Source organism: Streptomyces rubiginosohelvolus (assembly GCF_014649875.1).
Lineage (GTDB): Bacteria > Actinomycetota > Actinomycetes > Streptomycetales > Streptomycetaceae > Streptomyces > Streptomyces rubiginosohelvolus.
The window spans coordinates 80,439-94,142 of sequence record NZ_BMTW01000010.1 but is presented as its reverse complement, the minus strand read 5'-3'; the positions used below and the strand labels follow the sequence as shown (position 1 = coordinate 94,142).

General features: G+C 72.5%; 12 protein-coding genes. 5 read left to right on the top strand and 7 right to left on the bottom strand.

Going from position 1 to position 13,704, the window contains the following annotated elements:
* Positions 1–143: 143 nt before the first annotated feature.
* The 5 genes from IE134_RS22210 to IE134_RS22190 all read right to left on the bottom strand — a co-directional run bounded on the left by IE134_RS22210 (position 144) and on the right by IE134_RS22190 (position 7,465).
* Positions 144–1,178 carry a TerC family protein gene (locus IE134_RS22210; RefSeq protein ID WP_030713270.1) on the bottom strand — a complete coding sequence of 345 codons (1,035 nt, stop codon included), beginning with the start codon at positions 1,176–1,178 and terminating at the stop codon, positions 144–146.
* 242 nt (positions 1,179–1,420) lie between these two features.
* Entirely contained in the window at positions 1,421–3,430 is a 2,010-nt protein-coding gene (locus IE134_RS22205; RefSeq protein WP_189431501.1) for a TerD family protein, read from the bottom strand.
* A 175-nt stretch (positions 3,431–3,605) separates the two neighbouring features.
* Positions 3,606–4,184 (bottom strand): TerD family protein, encoded by a 579-nt coding sequence (locus tag IE134_RS22200; RefSeq protein ID WP_010061252.1) that lies wholly within the window; start codon positions 4,182–4,184, stop codon positions 3,606–3,608.
* A gap of 215 nt (positions 4,185–4,399) precedes the next feature.
* Positions 4,400–6,529, bottom strand: a complete 2,130-nt coding sequence (uvrB, locus tag IE134_RS22195) for an excinuclease ABC subunit UvrB (RefSeq protein ID WP_030713264.1) — start codon at positions 6,527–6,529, stop codon at positions 4,400–4,402.
* Between the two features lie 39 nt (positions 6,530–6,568).
* Positions 6,569–7,465, bottom strand: a complete 897-nt coding sequence (locus IE134_RS22190) for an MHYT domain-containing protein (RefSeq protein WP_098895737.1) — start codon at positions 7,463–7,465, stop codon at positions 6,569–6,571.
* A 231-nt stretch (positions 7,466–7,696) separates the two neighbouring features.
* On the opposite strand from IE134_RS22190, the gene IE134_RS22185 reads away from it, so the two are divergent.
* From IE134_RS22185 to IE134_RS22175, 3 genes are all read left to right on the top strand, one after another.
* The gene (locus IE134_RS22185) at positions 7,697–8,584 is read left to right on the top strand and encodes a glycerophosphodiester phosphodiesterase family protein (protein ID WP_030713258.1); all 888 of its coding nucleotides are present in this window, start codon (positions 7,697–7,699) and stop codon (positions 8,582–8,584) included.
* Positions 8,585–8,653: 69 nt separating this feature from the next.
* A complete protein-coding gene (locus IE134_RS22180) occupies positions 8,654–9,211 on the top strand; it encodes a methylated-DNA--[protein]-cysteine S-methyltransferase (protein ID WP_189431499.1) in 558 nt (185 codons plus the stop codon).
* A 163-nt stretch (positions 9,212–9,374) separates the two neighbouring features.
* Positions 9,375–10,577 (top strand): MFS transporter, encoded by a 1,203-nt coding sequence (locus IE134_RS22175; protein ID WP_126931415.1) that lies wholly within the window; start codon positions 9,375–9,377, stop codon positions 10,575–10,577.
* 70 nt (positions 10,578–10,647) lie between these two features.
* Here IE134_RS22175 and IE134_RS22170 read toward each other — a convergent pair whose 3' ends face one another.
* Positions 10,648–11,010, bottom strand: a complete 363-nt coding sequence (locus tag IE134_RS22170) for a cupin domain-containing protein (protein WP_030713249.1) — start codon at positions 11,008–11,010, stop codon at positions 10,648–10,650.
* Positions 11,011–11,114: 104 nt separating this feature from the next.
* On the opposite strand from IE134_RS22170, the gene IE134_RS22165 reads away from it, so the two are divergent.
* Positions 11,115–12,047: a pseudouridine-5'-phosphate glycosidase gene (locus IE134_RS22165; protein ID WP_030713246.1), complete on the top strand. Its 933-nt coding sequence runs from the start codon at positions 11,115–11,117 to the stop codon at positions 12,045–12,047.
* Positions 12,044–12,955, top strand: coding sequence for a carbohydrate kinase family protein (locus IE134_RS22160; RefSeq protein ID WP_030713237.1), 912 nt, complete (start codon positions 12,044–12,046; stop codon positions 12,953–12,955). Before IE134_RS22165 ends, IE134_RS22160 begins: the two co-directional genes overlap by 4 nt.
* A gap of 88 nt (positions 12,956–13,043) precedes the next feature.
* On the opposite strand, the gene IE134_RS22155 is transcribed toward IE134_RS22160, so the two are convergent.
* Positions 13,044–13,691 carry a nucleoside/nucleotide kinase family protein gene (locus tag IE134_RS22155; protein ID WP_030713234.1) on the bottom strand — a complete coding sequence of 216 codons (648 nt, stop codon included), beginning with the start codon at positions 13,689–13,691 and terminating at the stop codon, positions 13,044–13,046.
* Positions 13,692–13,704: the final 13 nt, after the last annotated feature.

Below are 13,704 nucleotides of genomic sequence, written 5' to 3'. Positions count from 1 at the left end.
CGACCCGCACCTGCGGCGCACCCGTACCCTCCGCGTGAGCGCCTTCCGGGCGCGCACGCGAAAGCGGCCGGGGTGGACGGCTTTCGCCGTGTCCACCCCGGCCGCTGCCGGTGTGTCCCTGTGCCGCTCGGGGCGGCCCCGGGTCAGCTGAGGGTCTTGCTCTCCTCGTCGGCCGGGCCGGCGGTCTCGGCCTTCTCGGCCACCTCCGCCTTCGCAGCCTCCTCCGCCTCGGCCGCCGCCTGCTTCTTGCTGGCGATGAGGCTGGTGATCGTGGTGATCACCAGGACTCCGCAGATGACGGAGAGCGAGAACGGGATGGTGATCTCGGGCGTGTGCACACCGTTCTCGTGCAGGGCGTGCAGCACCAGCTTGACGCCGATGAAGCCGAGGATCACCGACAGGCCGTAGCTGAGGTGGACCAGCTTCTTCAGCAGACCGCCGATGAGGAAGTACAGCTGCCGCAGACCCATCAGCGCGAACGCGTTGGCCGTGAAGACGATGTACGGGTCCTGGGTCAGGCCGAAGATCGCCGGGATCGAGTCCAGCGCGAACAGCACGTCGGTCATACCGATGGCGAGCATGACCACCATCAGCGGGGTCATGATGCGCTTGCCGTTCTTCTGGATGAAGAGCTTCGTGCCGTGGTACTTGTCGTCGACGCCGAAGCGCTGCTCGATCTTCTTGAGGAGGCGGTTCTCCTCGAACTCCTCTTCCTCCTCGCCGGCCCGGGCCTCCTGGATGAGCTTCCAGGCGGTGTAGATCAGGAACGCGCCGAAGATGTAGAACACCCACGAGAAGTTCGCGATCACGGCTGCGCCGGCGGCGATGAAGATCGCGCGGAGCACCAGGGCGATGAGTACACCGATGAGCAGCACGCGCTGCTGGAGGTGCGAGGGCACCGAGAACTTCGCCATGATCAGGACGAAGACGAAGAGGTTGTCGACGCTCAGCGACTTCTCGGTGATGAATCCGGCGAAGAACTCGCCGGAGGCCTGGTTCTCGCCGGCGACCATGAGGCCGAGTCCGAAGAGGATGGCCAGCGCGATCCAGACGATCGTCCAGATCCCGGCTTCCTTGGTCGACACGTCATGGGGCTTGCGCCCGATGAAGAAGTCGACGGCGATGAGGGCCGACAGACCAAAGATGGTCAGGGCCCATACGGTCCATGAAACGTCCACTGCGCCTCCGGCAGTTCGCTACGGCTACTGAATCAGCGTCGTCGCTGCCGGAGGTCTCTTCCATCCCTGCACGTGGTGCGCGCCTGGACCGACGCCCCGGGACCGATTGCGGTCCGTATTGACGGGCACGTCGCGTAAGGAGTACTCCCCTCCGTTCCCCGAACAGTACAGGCATCACCAAGGGTAGGTAAAGAAAAGGGTAAAGAAGTCGTCAAAACCGCAGGTCGGAGCCGCCTGCTCCGTCAGCGGCCGGCGGCTCTGCGGGCCGCTGCCACCGCCGCGAGCACCTGCTCCAGGACACGGCTGCCCGGCGGGATCGTCAACGGCTCGTACGTCCAGGCGTGCCCGACCCAGGGGTCGGCGAGGTGGCTGTCGGCGACCGGGGTGATCCGCAGCAGCGAACGCCACAGCGGATCGAGGACCGGCCCGTACGCGCTGGCCTCCTCCCGGTCCGCGACCATCAGGAGGTGCACCCCGACCGCGGGGCCCTCGTCGGCGAGGTAGCGGAGCTGAGTGACGGCCCGGTCGTCGAAGCCGTGCGGGAAGTCGTTGACCACCAGGAGCTGTTCGCCGGTGTCCAGGTCGGGCGGGAGCGAGTCGGCCGCCCGGGCCCGCACCGCCATCTGCACCAGGTCCACCCGCCGGGTGAGGTGAGCGAGGACCGAGGCCACTCCCCCGGGTCCGGCGGCGGGCGGTCCGGCGAGGACACCCGCCTCGACCAGCGGCGCGAGCGGGCCGGCCGCCGAGCCCGCCGGGTCGATGACGTGCACCGCGAACTCCCCGGGCGGATACACCGCGAGCAGCCGCGCCGCGTGCGCGACCGCGGTCTCCATGGCCAGCCGTCGCAGCCGGTCCGTGTCCATCAGGGCGGCCGCCTCGGACGCCGCCCGTCCGCTGTCCACCCACATCCCGCGCTCCAGCGGCAGCCGGACGAGCAGCGGGATGCGCAGGTCGGTGCGTTCGGGCAGATGGAGATCGCCGATGCGCAGGGCCATCGGTATCTCCATGGGGATCCGGTGGGCGTGCCAGACGGGGTTGCCCCAGCCCGCGTACGCCGCCGGGAGCGCGGGCTCGACGACGGCCGCCTCGGCGGCCAGCTGGGCCAGATCGCGGTCGAGGGCCTCCCGGGCCCGGGAGGCCAGCTCGTCGCGCTTGGCGCGGGCCGCCTCACGGGAGCGGTCGCCCGCACCGCCGATCCGGTTGCGCGGGTCGGACAGGGCCCGGTCGAGCTCCTGGTCCATCCGGGACTCGGCGAAGTCGACGGCGCTGCGGTAGGCGGCGACGGCGCGGGCCAGGTCCTCGAACATGCCCCAGATCTGGTTGTAGAGGCGCTCGTCCATCGACCAGCCGGTGGCGTCGCCCGCGACCGGCTGCGCGGGCTGTCCGGGCTGGGCTGGGGGCGCGGCGGGCGGCGGCGAGGGGGGCGCGGCATGCTGCCGCCGCGGGTGCGCGTAGTTGATGGGCCCACCGGTGGAGGGTCCCGCGGCCGAAGCTCCCGCGGCGGCCGGTCCTGGGGCGGTGTGCGGCTGGGCTGTGTGCGGCTGGGTGGTGTGCGCCGGGCCGGTGGTGGCCGGGTCGGCCAGCGGCTCGGGGGGCTCCGGGGCCGGGGGCGGCGCGGCCGGGCGGTGGTCGGCGGAGCCCGTCGCGTGCCGTACGCGGTCGGCTTCCGGGGTGCGGGGCGGCGGGGCCACCGAGCGGGCCAGGCCCCGGGTGACGGCTTCCTGGATCGATCCGGCCAGTGCGGCGGGGTCGGTCACGCCTTGGTCGGCGAGCATCTCGGCGAGCCCGCCCGCATACCCCTGTCCGACGGCCCGGACCTTCCAGGCGTCCTGGCGGCGGTAGAGCTCCAGGGCGCTGACCGCGGACTCGGCGTCCAGGTCGGTGAGCGTGAAGGTGGCGATCTCGGTGCCGTCGAGTCCGGTGACGGCGACGAAGGGGGCGGGGACTGCGCCGAACCGCACCGGGCCGCCGGCTCCGACGGGCAGCGCGAGCAGCACGGTGACCCGGTGGGCGCCGGCGGGCAGGGCCTCCAGGTCGACGGCGAGCCGGTGGTCGGCCGCCGCCTGCTGGGAGACTTCGAGCCCGGGGAGCTGGGGCGAGCCGGGGTGGGCGATCCACTCGACGCCGCGCACCGTGCCCCGCTCGTCGCCGAGGGTGGCGCCGGCCACGACGGGCGTGCCCGCCGACACCCGGATCTCCAGACGGGTCTGGGGCAAGGTGTGGTTCTGCCCCCGGACCAGTTCGGCCGTCATTGCCCTGTCCCCCTCGACGATGGCCCGCGGCCCGCTGTGGGCGCCGGGCCGTGCGATGCCGTGTTCCTGCTGCGTACTGCCGTGCTGTGCGTGGGGCGGCTCCCGGCGGCCTGTGCCGCCGGGAGCCGCCCCCGCCCGTTTCGACGCCGGGTCGGGACCCGGGCCTGTCCGGGTCCTACAGGTGCGGGAGGATCGACGGCATCAGGTCCTGGAAGGTGCGGCCGTTGGCCGGGTTGCCGAGGGCCGTCATCTTCCAGCCGGTGCCCGCGCGGTGCACCTTCGCCATGATCTGGGCGGTGTACTGGCCGCCGCCGTCGAGCGTGTACCGCGCGAGCTCCTGGCCGTTGGTCTCGTCGACGATGCGGCAGAAGGCGTTCTGGACCTCCTGGAACGTCTGCCCGGTGAAGGAGTTCACCGTGAAGACGATCTGGTCGATGTGGACCGGGACGCGCTGGAGGTCGACGAGGATCGCCTCGTCGTCGCCGCCGGAGCCGGCGCCGCCGACCAGGTTGTCACCGGTGTGCTTGACCGAGCCGTCGTCGCTGACGAGGTGGCGGAAGAACACGACGTCGACGGGCTGCTTGTCCGCGAAGAGCACCGCCGAGGCGTCCAGGTCCACCTCGCGGGTGCGCGAACCGAACAGGCCACGGCGCGGAGCCGCCTGCCAGCCGAGCCCCATCCGTACCGCGGTCAGGGTCCCCCCGTCGCTCTTCTGCAGGTTGATGGCCTGACCCTTGGTCATATTGACCGTCACGCGCTGTCCCCTCTCGGCATTGCCCCGCAGCCATCCGTGTGCGGTTTCCCCGCACCCTACGCATTCCACCCCGGGTGGCAGCAGGTTCGGTCCGTTTTTGTGTCGGTCTTGCAACACACCCGGCGCGGCCCGCCCGGTGCGGTGGAAACGGTGTCGGTCGCCGGTGCCGGAAGCGGTCCGGCACAGGCGACCGGCACCGATGATCGACGGCGGAATCAGGCCATGCCCGCTTCCTTCATCTGCCGCAGTTCCTTCTTCAGTTCGCCGACCTCGTCGCGCAGCCGGGCGGCCACCTCGAACTGCAGATCCGCGGCGGCGGCCCGCATCCGGTCGGTCATCTCCTCGATGATCCCGGCCAGTTCGGTCGCGGGCCGGTCGCTGACCACCGCGCCGGACTTGGCGGCCTTGCCCTTCGCCCCGCCCTTGGCCGCCTTGCCGCCGAGCGCGGGGACCGGGGCCTTGGTCTCCTTGCCCTGCCGGTAGCCGGTGCCGAGGAGCTGCTCGGTGTCGATCTCCTCGCGGGCGATGGTCGCGACGATGTCGTTGATCTTCTTGCGCAGCGGCTGCGGGTCGATGCCCCGCTCGGTGTTGTAGGCGATCTGCTTCTCGCGGCGCCGGTTCGTCTCGTCGATCGCCTGTTCCATGGCCGGGGTGACCTTGTCGGCGTACATGTGGACCTGGCCGGAGACGTTACGGGCGGCGCGGCCGATGGTCTGGATGAGCGAGGTGCCCGAGCGCAGGAAGCCCTGCTTGTCGGCGTCGAGAATGGCCACGAGGGACACCTCGGGAAGGTCGAGGCCCTCGCGCAGGAGGTTGATGCCGACGAGCACGTCGTACTCACCGGAGCGCAGCTCGCGCAGCAGCTCGATACGGCGCAGGGTGTCGACGTCGCTGTGCAGATAGCGGACCTGGATGCCGAGCTCCAGGAAGTAGTCGGTGAGGTCCTCGGCCATCTTCTTGGTGAGCGTGGTGACCAGGACCCGCTCGTCGCGCTCGGTGCGCTCGCGGATCTCGTGGACCAGGTCGTCGATCTGGCCTTCGGTGGGCTTGACCACGACCTGGGGGTCGACGAGACCGGTGGGGCGGATGATCTGCTCGACGAACCCGTCGCCGCGCGAGAGCTCGTACTTCCCCGGGGTGGCGGAGAGGTACACCGTCTGGTCGATCCGCTTCAGGAACTCCTCCCACTTCAGCGGCCGGTTGTCCATGGCCGAGGGCAGCCGGAAGCCGTGGTCGACGAGGGTCCGCTTGCGGGAGGCGTCCCCCTCGTACATCGCGCCGATCTGCGGGACGGTGACGTGGGACTCGTCGAGGACGAGCAGGAAGTCGTCCGGGAAGTAGTCGAGGAGGGTGTTGGGGGCGGTGCCGGGCGCGCGGTCGTCGAAGTGCATCGAGTAGTTCTCGACGCCGGAGCAGGTGCCGATCTGGCGGAGCATCTCGATGTCGTACGTGGTGCGCATGCGCAGGCGCTGGGCCTCCAGCATCTTGCCCTGCTTCTCCAGCTCGGCCAGGCGCTGCTCCAGCTCCTGCTCGATGCCGCTGACGGCCCGCTCCATGCGCTCGGGCCCGGCGACGTAGTGGCTGGCGGGGAAGACGTGGACCGTGGGGTCCTCGCTGATGATCTCGCCGGTGAGCGGGTGGAGCGTGGACAGGTTCTCGATCTCGTCACCGAACATCTCGATGCGGACGGCGAGCTCCTCGTAGACCGGGAAGATCTCGATGGTGTCGCCCCGGACCCGGAAGGTGCCGCGGGTGAACGCCAGGTCGTTGCGGGTGTACTGCATCTCGACGAAGCGGCGCAGCAGCTGGTCGCGGTCGATCTCCTCGCCCACCTTGAGCTGGACCATGCGGTCCACGTACTCCTGGGGCGTACCGAGGCCGTAGATGCAGGAGACGGAGGCGACCACGACGACGTCGCGCCGGGTGAGCAGCGAATTCGTCGCGGAGTGGCGCAGCCGCTCGACCTCCTCGTTGATGGAGGAGTCCTTCTCGATGTAGGTGTCCGACTGCGGGACGTACGCCTCGGGCTGGTAGTAGTCGTAGTACGAGACGAAATACTCCACCGCGTTGTTCGGGAGGAGCTCGCGGAACTCGTTGGCCAGCTGGGCGGCGAGCGTCTTGTTCGGCGCCATCACCAGGGTGGGGCGCTGCAGCTTCTCGATCATCCAGGCGGTGGTCGCCGACTTGCCGGTGCCGGTCGCGCCGAGCAGGACGACGTCCTTCTCGTCGGCGCGGATACGCCGCTCCAGCTCGGCGATGGCCGTCGGCTGGTCACCGCTGGGCTGGTAGGGACTGACGACCTCGAAAGGCCGCGTGGAACGTTCGATCTGGGAAACGGGCCGCATGCAACCACCGTACGACCCACCACTGACAACGGCCTCGGATCAGCGGTACCGGGCCCTTCTCGCGCCCTCCCGGGCGGTGCTCCGCGGGCGCCGGTCGCGCGCGTGGGGATCGTTCCGCGGGCGCCGTCGCGCCTGTGGGACCGGGTGGTCCCGGTGGTCCCGAGGGCGGGGGGCCTTGCCGGGCTCGCCCGTCACGGCCCCGGGGTCGAACAGGAGCACCACGGCGGCGAGGAGCAGGAAGCAGCCGGGGCCCACCAGCATCGGGCCGATCATCTCGGCGGGCCGGTCACCGGGCAGGACGGCGGACAGGTCGGACGGCAGGGTGGGCGGCAGGTGCAGGTGCACGTCGAGCGCCGCCATGCCGGTGTAGTGCATCCCGGTCACCGCGACGGCCATCAGGACACTCGCGCCGAGGCCGGAGAGGGCGCCCCGCAGGGTGACGGCCGCCCACAGCGCGCCCGTGGCGGCGCACCCGGCGATCAGCACCGAGAGGACGACGAGGGGGGTGTCGTACGCGAACCGCGCGGCCATGCGCATGCCCGCCATGCCGAGATAGTGCATCGAGGCGATGCCGAGACCGGTGATGGTGCCGCCCGTGATCAACGCCATGCGGGTCGCGCCCCGGTACCCGACAATGAAGATGCCGATGCCGATCATCACCACGGCCACGGCCAGGCCGGCGAAGGTGAGGGGCTTGTCGTAGGAGATCGGCGTCTCCTGGACGGTGAAGCCCGTCATCGCGACGAAGTGCATGGTCCACACCCCGGAGCCGATGGACAGCGAGCCCAGCGCCAGCCAGCCGACCCGACAGGAGCGTGTGGCGTGAAGCGACCGGGTGGTGCAGCGGAGCCCGAGGGCGGCTCCCAGGGCGGCCATGAGGAACGCCGCGACCGGAGTCACCAGGCCGTAGGTGAATCCGTCGACTGTTCCTTGCATGCGCGTACGCCCTTCGAGAATGCCCGGGGTCGAGGAGGGTCCCCAAGGGGCGAGTCCCGGCAGACAGACAAAAGAAGGCGCATTTTATCGGCACGGCCGCACGCCGTGCTCCGGCGGTGGTCCCCGGGACCGAAGGTTCCGTTCATTTCGCGGCCATCGCCACCCCGCCGGGCGTTGGCGGGCCGCTGTCACTCTCTGCGTGTCCGCACACTCCCGACGTGAGGAGTCCCCGTGTTCGTCCGTACCGCAACCGCCTCCACCACGGCCGCCGCCCTGCTCGGCGCCGGCGCCCTGCTGCTGCCCGCCGACCGGCCCGATGCCCCGGACCAGGTCTCCGCGCAGCGGGCGAACCCGGTCGTCGTGGCCCACCGGGGGGCGTCGGGCTATGCGCCGGAGAACACCCTCGCCGCCGTCGACGCCGCGGACGCGCTCGGCATCGACTGGGTCGAGAACGACGTCCACCGCAGCCGTGACGGCGTGCTCGTCGTGCTGCACGACACCGACCTGAAGCGCACGACGGACGTCGAGGAGGTCTTCCCCGACCGGGCGCCGTGGGCGGTCAAGGACTTCACCGCCGCGGAGCTGGCGAAACTCGACGCGGGCAGCTGGTTCGGGGAGCAGTTCACCGGGGCCCGGATCCCGACGCTGACCCAGTTCCTGAACCGCCTGGAGCGCAACCGGCAGAAGCTGCTCCTGGAGATCAAGAGCCCGGCGACCTACCCGGGCATCGAGCGGGACATCATCCGGACGCTGGGCCGGTCGGGGTGGCTGGACCGTTCCCACGTACGGGACCGGCTGGTCATCCAGAGCTTCGGCGCCGACAGCGTGAAGACGGTGCACGCCCTGCGCCCCGACATCACGACCGGCTTCCTGGGCACCCCGGCGGTGGCGGACCTGCCCTCGTACGCGGCGTTCACCGATCAGATCAATCCGTCGTACGCGACGATCGGCGCCGACTACGTGGCGGCCGTCCAGCGGCTCAAGGGCCCGCACGGCAAGCGTCTGCGGGTGAACACGTGGACGGTCAACAAGGCGGCGGACGCGGTGAAGGCCCGTGACTACGGGGTCGACGGCATCATCACCAACTTCCCCGACGTGGTGCGCGACGCGACGAGCTGAGGCGGGGGCCTTCCCGGCTTCTCACCGATGGGCCCGTCGCTGTCAGTGGCGGGTCGTACGGTGGTCGGCATGGACAGCTACGGGGTCGGTGGAGAGCCGGCCGTCGAGTGGGACGTCGTGGACAGCGGCATCGGCCCGCTGCTGCTCGCCGCGACCGCGACCGGCCTGGTGAACGTGGCCTTCCACGCCCGCCCCGCCGTCCGGGACGCGGCCCTCGACCGGCTGCGGACCCGGTTCGGCACGGAGCCGGTGGCGGCGCCCGGATCGGCCCGGCTCGCCGAGCCGATACGCGAGCTCGCGGCGTACTTCGCGGGCGAGCCGCGGGACTTCGATCTCGCTCTGGACTGGTCGCTGACCTCCTGCTTCCACCGTGAGGTGCTCCGCGAGCTGGCGTCCGGCGTGCCCTACGGGACGGTCGTCGGGTACGGCGAGCTGGCCGCGCGGGTGGGCCGGCCGGAGGGGGCGCAGGCGGTCGGCGCGGCCATGGGGGCCAACCCGCTGCCGGTGGTGGTGCCGTGCCACCGGGTGGTGGAGAGCGACGGGGGCCTGGGCGGGTTCGGCGGCGGTCTGGAGACCAAGCGGCAGCTGCTGGCGCTGGAGGGGGTGCTGCCGCAGCCGCTGTTCTAGGGATCCGACAGCGCCCGGGCGCGGTCCTCGCGAGGGCCGGTTTCACCCGCTCGGGTGCACGGCGACGGCCGAGCGGTGGCACACTGCGCCGGTGACCCGACCCCTCTCCCTTCCCCCGGTCCCGGCCGTCGGTCTGCCCGCTCTGCAGCGGCGGACGTCGGCCGTGCTCGTCGTCAGCCAGATACTCGGCGGCCTCGGCGTGGCCATCGGCATCGCCCTGGCCCCGATGCTCGCCGCCGAGGTGAGCGGATCGGAGGCGCTGTCCGGACTCGCGCCGACCGCGTCCGTCCTCGGCACGGCGCTGCTGTCACTGCCGCTGGCCGCCCTGATGGCCTCCCGGGGCCGCCGGTCCGGGCTGATGGTCGCGTATCTGATCGGTGCGCTGGGCGGCGGCCTGGTGGTCCTGGCCACGATGCTGCCGAGCTTCCCCCTGCTGCTGCTCGGCATGGCCGGGTTCGGCGCGGGGTCGCTGGCCGGTCTCCAGGCACGGTTCGCCGCGGCCGACCTGGTGGGGCCGGAACGCCGGGGGCGGGCCATCTCCACCGTCGTCTGGGCGACCACGATCGGCTCGGTCCTGGGCCCCAACATCTCGGCCCCGGCGAGCCGGCTGTTCCGCGGTACGCCGGTGCCCGAGGCGGCCGGGCCGTTCCTCTGCTCGGCCGTCGTCTTCCTGCTCGCCGGGCTCGTCGTGGCGCTCGCACTGCGCCCGGACCCGCTCCTCACCGCCCGCGCCTTGGCCCCGGAGGGCCCGTCGGGGCCGCCGAAGCGCTCCCTGCGCGCCGGGATCGAGGCCGTACGCGCGTCGCCGATGGCGCGGCTCGCCCTGGTGACGGTCACCGTGTCGCACACCGCCATGGTGTCGATCATGGTCATGACCCCGGTCGATCTGAGCCGGCACGGCGCCGACCTCCAGTTGATCGGGCTCGTCATCAGCGGGCACATCGCGGGCATGTACGCGTTCTCGCCGGTGATGGGGTGGCTGGCCGACCGGTTCGGCCGGCTGACCGTGATCGGGCTGGCCGTCGGACTGCTGAGCTGCGCCGCGCTGCTAGCGGGCACGGCCGGGCCCCGGCACGGGCAGACCGCGGCGGGCCTCTTCGTGCTGGGTCTCGGCTGGTCGGCGGGGATGATCGCCGGTTCTGCGCTGCTCACCGACGCGGTGCCCCGGCCCGCCCAGGCGGCGGTGCAGGGTCTTTCGGACCTGACCATGAGCGCGGCGGCGGGCGTCGGCGGGGCGACGGCCGGGGTGATCGTCGCCCAGTGGGGGTACGGGCCCCTCAACGCGATCGGCGCCGCGCTGCTGCTGCCGGTCGCCGCGCTCGCCCTGCGCCGGAGCCTGCGGCGGCCGGGGGCGGTCGGCGGCTGACCCGCACCGCCGGACCGGCCGAACAACGCGGCGGCAAAGGCCCAGCAGGCCCCGATGGCCCCGCAGGCCCTCAGAGGCTGATGTGGTACGCCTTGCGGAGCGTCTCGTGAACGGTCCAGGTCGTCCGGTCGCCCTCGCGCAACACGCAGGCGTCCCCCGGGCCGATCTCCAGCGTCGCCCCGCCCTCGACCGCGACCGTCGCCCGGCCGCTGACGACCACGAACAGCTCGTTCGCCTCGGTGTCGGTGACCACGCCGGGCGTGATCTGCCAGATGCCCCGGATCTGCTTGCCGTCGGGCGACTCCCACAGCACCTTGCCCGTCACCACGGGGTCGCCCGAGACGATCTGCGCCGGATCGAGGGGTTCCGGTACGAGCTCGGCATCCGGGATGTGCACGGCGAAGGAGGCGGGGACCTGGTCGTTTGTCGTCATGGCCGGTCACCTTAGCGACCGCTTCGAGCCACCGGGTGACCAGGACCCGCCGGAGAACGTCCGGCCGTGGTTTGCGCCCCTCCCGGCCGCGACAGGGATGGGGCATGCCTCAGAACTCACCAGAACCCTACGAGCCGGTGCTCTCGGCAGAGGTGCACGCGGCTCTGAGCACCGGTCTGCCCGTCGTGGCGCTGGAGTCGACGATCATCGCGCACGGTCTGCCGCGCCCTCGCAACCTCTCCGTGGCGCGGGAGTTGGAGGGGCTAGTCCGGTCCGCGGGCGCCGTCCCGGCCACCGTCGCCGTTCTGGACGGCCGGGCCCATGTGGGCCTGGGAGATGACCAGTTGGAGCGGGTCGCCGGGGACCCGGCGGTACGCAAGCTGGGGCACCGCGATCTCGCCCCCGCGCTCGCGGCCGGGGCGAGCGGGGCGACGACGGTGTCCGCGACGGCGTTCCTGGCGGCACGGGCGGGCGTCGGCGTCTTCGCGACGGGCGGGCTCGGCGGCGTACACCGGGAGTGGGCCGCCGACCAGGACGAGTCGGCCGATCTGCGGCTGCTCGCCGGCACTGGGATCACCGTGGTCTGCGCGGGGGTGAAGTCGATCCTCGACGTCCCGGCGACCCTCCAGCGGCTGGAGACCCTCGGCGTCTGTGTCGTCGGCTACGGCACCGGGCACTTTCCCGGCTTCTATCTGAGCAGTTCGGGCGAACCCGTCGACTGGACGGTGCACAGCCCCGAGGAGGTGGTGGAGGTGATCCGGGCGAGGGAGGCGCTGGGCGAGCCGGCGTCCGCGCTGATCGTCGCCAACCCCGTGGCGGAAGCGGATCAGTTGGATCCGGCCCTGCACGACCGGGTGCTGGCGGAGGCGCTGGACGCGTGCCGGGAGCGGGGCATCTCGGGGCAGGGCGTCACGCCGTTCCTGCTGGACCAGCTGATGCGGCGGACCGGGGGCGCGTCGCTGGAGGCGAACCTCGCGGCCGTACGCGGGAACGTGACGCTCGCGGCGCGGATCGCCGTCACGGCGGCCGCCCGGTGAACCGTCCGGCGGCGGGCGGCGGACTCCTGGTGGTGGGGGAAGTGGTCACGGACGTGGTGGCGCGGTACGGGTCGGCGCTCGCGCACGGTACGGACACGTCAGCCCGGATCCGGACCCTGCCGGGCGGCGCGGGGGCCAACGTCGCCTGTTGGGCGGTGCGTTCGGGGTGTGCCGACGTGCGGCTGCTCGCCAGGGCCGGGGCGGGGTCCGCCGTCTGGCACCGGGAGGCGTTGGAGCGGGCGGGGGTGCGGGCGTTCCTCGCGGTGGACGAGGAGGTTCCGACGGCGACGGTCATCGCCCTGGTCGACGCGGCGGCCGAGCGGACGTTCCTGACCGACGCCGGTGCGGTGCTGCGGCTCGCCTCCGACGACTTCGCGCCGTCGATGCTGGAGGGGGCCGGGCGGCTGCATCTCTCCGGCTACCTCCTCTTCGCGCCGTCGAGCCGGGCGGCGGCGCTGCTCGCCCTGCGGACCGCCGTGGAGCGGGGCGTTCCGGTGAGCGTCGATCCGGCGTCGGCCGGGTTCCTCGGCGAGCTGGGGCCGAAGCGGTTCCTGGAGCTCGCGGAGGGCGCGGAGCTGCTGTTGCCGAACGCGGACGAGGCCCGGCTGCTCACCGGACTGCCCGAACCCGATGCCGCGGCAGCCGCGTTGAGCCGGTGGTTTCCGCGCGTCGCCGTCACCCTGGGCGCGCGGGGGGCCGTGGTGGCCGCCGGGGGCGAGGTCATCGGCCGCGTCCCCGGTGCGGCGGTGCGCGAGCCGGTCGACTCGACGGGGGCGGGCGACGCGTTCACCGGCGGGTTCCTGGCGGCCCTGCTGGCCGGGGCGGACGAGAGGGGCGCGGCGGCCGAGGGCTGCCGGGCGGGAGCGGCGGCCGTGGCGACGGTGGGCGGTCGGCCGCCGGTGCGCTGAGAACAGGCGGCCGCCCGCGCCTGCGGTGAGCCGCACCCCGTTCGGCCCGTCCGCCCGCGGTCGGTTCCGACCAGCGGGGCGCGGCGGCTCATCCGCTCCCGGGGAGCCCCGACCACGCCGGGTGCGCGGGATCGTCCGCCCGGACCACCACGTCCGCCCGCTCCATGGGCGCGACCTCGTCCTCGTACCGGGCGAAGGCGGGCAGGGTCCAGCGTTCCGGCTCCGGCGTGCGCCGCCGCAACGCGCCCGGGGACAGCCGCAGATGGACGGTGAGCGCGAACGGGAACCAGTGCCCCAGCAGGAACGGGCCGTGCACGACGACCACCCCGCCCTCGGGCAGCGGGTGGTACGGGGTGCGGGTGGCCCGGTCCGTGACGGGGTCCCAGAGGTCGGGCAGAACCCGGCCGGAGCCGCCCGCCTCCAGCGGCCCGAACACCTCGCGCCACAGCGCCCCGGTGTCGAACCAGCCGTCGAGATACGCGTCCGCGTCCTGCTTCCCGTACTCGAAGCGCAGACTCGCCGGACGCAGGAACCCCTCGGTGGGGACCACCAGGACCGAGCGGCCGCGCAGCCGCAGCTCCTCGGCGAGGCGTTCGGCCCTCTCGCCGGTGCGGGCGGCGGGCGCGCCGTCGATCCCGAGGGCGAGCCAGGGACCGCCGTCGGCGACGGACAGCCCGTCGCCGTACCGGGCCAGTTCGCCGGCCAGCCGTTCCCAGGTGATCGCTTCGAGTCGCACGGCTCCATCATGG